Source organism: Kitasatospora cheerisanensis KCTC 2395 (assembly GCF_000696185.1).
GTDB classification, from domain to species: domain Bacteria; phylum Actinomycetota; class Actinomycetes; order Streptomycetales; family Streptomycetaceae; genus Kitasatospora; species Kitasatospora cheerisanensis.
On the sequence record NZ_KK853997.1, the window covers coordinates 6339289 to 6341922 of the forward strand.

A 2634-nucleotide genomic window follows, 5' to 3' on the forward strand; every position below is an offset into this window, starting at 1 on the left:
CGGGTTTGAAGACGGGCCCTAGCCGACCATCCGGCCGCCGCACGCCTCGCAGGTCGAGTCGAGGTAGATGCACTGGTAGCGGAGGCAGTTGAGGCAGATGGTGAGGTTCTCCACCTTCCACCGCTCGTCGTGGCAGGCGCAGCGCGCCCGCTGCCAGAGGATCTCGGACCACCCGGCGGAGCCGCCGAGGGCCCGGTAGGAGGCGTCGACGTAGGCACTGGTGAGGGCGTCGAGGGTGCGGCCCCGCTTCTTCTCGTCGAGGGACCAGAGGTAGGCGGCGAAGAAGGCCCGGCCGGTGACGAGCCAGTCCTTCGAGCGGCCGCGGCCCGCCCAGGCGGCCACCACGCGGGCCACGCGGCCCTCGAACGGCGTGCCCCGTTCGAGGATCACCGGGTTGCCGCTGATCACGGGCTCGGGGAGGGCCGGCCGGGCGGCGTTGCGGGCGAAGACGATCTGGCCGACGCCGCCCGTTCCGCGCTGGTGCGGGACGGGCAGGCCGGCGGCCTTCAGCCCGGCCCGCAGCGCGGGGTAGATGTCGTTGAGGGTCAGCTGCTCGGGCTTGCCCGGGATGCCGGTGCGGATGAGGTCGCACAGCTGCCCGGTGAACGTGGTGGGGCGGTCCAACTGTTCGGCGAGCGGCGGGACATGGGCGGTGCGGTTGCGGGTCGTGGCGGTCAGCGTGTAGACGCCCTCGACCTCCGCGAGGTCGGCCAGGGCCTGCGCCTCCGGAGTGAGCACCTCGATCGCCCGGCCCGCGAAGCAGCTGTCGAGGATGGTGATCCTGGACCTGGCCGGGCTCAGCCGCATCGCCTCCGCCAGGTTCCCCCACGGCAGGCCGGTGATGGTGGGACGGTCCGGCCGGGTGCCCGGCATCACCAGGCACAGGTCTCCGGAGGGCGTCAGCATGCCGTGCCCGCTGTAGTAGAGCAGCAGCGTGCCGGTGGCCCGCTCGGCGACGTCCGCGACCCGGCCGGCGAGTTCGGCCCCCGAGGACACGTCCTCGATGACGGTCAGCTGATGGTCCTGCCAGCCGCACAGCTCCGGATCGCGCAGGAGCGCGCTCATCGCCCGGACGCTGTTGCGGGCGGCCGGAACGGGCGGGAAGTCCGGGTGCTCGTACTCCGCGACGCCGATCAGCACCGCGTGCGACCCCTCGGGTGGCGCGGCGTCAGACATCGCGGCCGTCGCCCTCGTCGAGCCCCTGCCGCAGCACCTGCTCCAGCAGCGCCCGGGTGTCCCGCAGACTGTCGATCTCCAGGGTGACCGAGCGCTCGCCGACCTCGACGGTGATCCTGGCGGAGGTGCGGCGGCTCCGCAGCCAGGTGACGAGCGCCGTGCCGAGCACGGAACCCGCCCCGCCCGCCCCGAGCGCCACCGAGAGCAGATCGACCGCGGCCCCGAGCTCGGTCGCCCCGATCGGCCGCCGCTCCACCCGGACCCGCCCCCGCAGCCCGTCCTCGTCGACCAGCCACGTGTACAGCGACGACAGCTCGTCACCGTCACCGCCGACGACACCGATCCGTGCGTCCAACTCGCCACCCCTGTCCCGTCGTTCGCCCGCACCGCACGCGGACGGCCCCATGTTCGCCGGAGATCACCACGCTGTCGAGCGCCGGCCGCACCGGCACCGCCCGCCGTACGGGGCGCCCCACACCTCGGCCCGTACGCGGCGCGGGAGCACGGCCCGCAGACGGCGAAACGCGTTGGAGCCGGGGCCCGGTCGGCCACTACGCTACCCGCCCGGGTGGGCGCGGGGGGCAGGGCAGGTTCCGGCCGTCCGCGCGGCACCCGTTCCATCGGCTCGTACTCGACGGAGATTCCACACATGGCTCTCGGAAGCCGCACAGCAGCTGCCGTCCTCGGCCTCGGTCTCGCACTGACCGTGGGCGTCCCCACCGCCGGCGCCTCCTCCTCCCGCCCCTACCCCGACGTCATCTCCCTGGGCAGCAACACCGGCCACTGCCTGGAGATCGCCCTCGGCGACCGGACCAACGGCGCCACCGCCCGGCAGTGGGACTGCTGGTACGGCACCAACCAGCGGTGGAGCGTGGCCGCCGGGCCCGCGGGTTCGCTGGTCAACGTCAGCACCGGCAAGTGCCTGGAAGTCCCCCTGGGGGACCACAACAACGGCACCACCGTCCGGCAGTGGGACTGCTGGGGCGGCCCGAACCAGAAGTGGGACTGGACCCACATCCCGGGCGCCGGCTACACCCTGCGCAACGCGGACAGCGGCAAGTGCCTGGAGATCGCGCTCGGGAACTACAGCAACGGCGCCCCCGGTCGCCAGTGGGACTGCTGGAGCGGCGACAACCAGGACTGGTTCCCGCTCGGCTGATGCGCGTGCCGAAGGTGCCGGCCACGGCCGCAACGGACGCTAGCCGCCGAGGCGGGTGAAGCGGCCTTCCAGGCGGGAGAGTTGGAGGGAGGTGGCGGGGGAGCGCAGGGCGTCCTGGCGTTCGCGGAAGCTGGCGTAGGCGCGGCGGGCCTGGTGGATGTTCCCGGCGTCCAGTTCCAGGTGGGCGAGTTGGAGGAGCGAGACGCCGATGGTGCGGTGCTCGCCGGCGGGCCGGGCGCGCAGCGAGGCGCGCAGGTAGGAGAGGGACAACTCGGTGGCGCGCAGCGAGCGGTGGACCT

Annotated in this window: 3 protein-coding genes and 1 pseudogene; 1 reads left to right on the forward strand and 3 read right to left on the reverse strand. The window is 73.5% G+C overall.

What is annotated here, in order from left to right; translation table 11 throughout:
- Positions 1 to 18 precede the first annotated feature (18 nt).
- Both KCH_RS42755 and KCH_RS42760 read right to left on the reverse strand, forming a co-directional pair.
- The gene (locus KCH_RS42755; protein WP_167574141.1) at positions 19 to 1176 is read right to left on the reverse strand and encodes a caspase family protein; all 1158 of its coding nucleotides are present in this window, start codon (positions 1174 to 1176) and stop codon (positions 19 to 21) included.
- Entirely contained in the window at positions 1169 to 1531 is a 363-nt protein-coding gene (locus tag KCH_RS42760) for an effector-associated constant component EACC1 (protein ID WP_051653552.1), read from the reverse strand. Before KCH_RS42760 ends, KCH_RS42755 begins: the two co-directional genes overlap by 8 nt.
- Positions 1532 to 1825: 294 nt before the next feature.
- Between KCH_RS42760 and KCH_RS28525 the strand changes: the two genes are divergently transcribed.
- Positions 1826 to 2335: an RICIN domain-containing protein gene (locus KCH_RS28525; RefSeq protein ID WP_035867676.1), complete on the forward strand. Its 510-nt coding sequence runs from the start codon at positions 1826 to 1828 to the stop codon at positions 2333 to 2335.
- Between the two features lie 39 nt (positions 2336 to 2374).
- On the opposite strand, the pseudogene KCH_RS28530 reads toward KCH_RS28525, so the two are convergent.
- A pseudogene (locus tag KCH_RS28530) lies at positions 2375 to 2634 on the reverse strand (hypothetical protein); the annotation flags it as partial.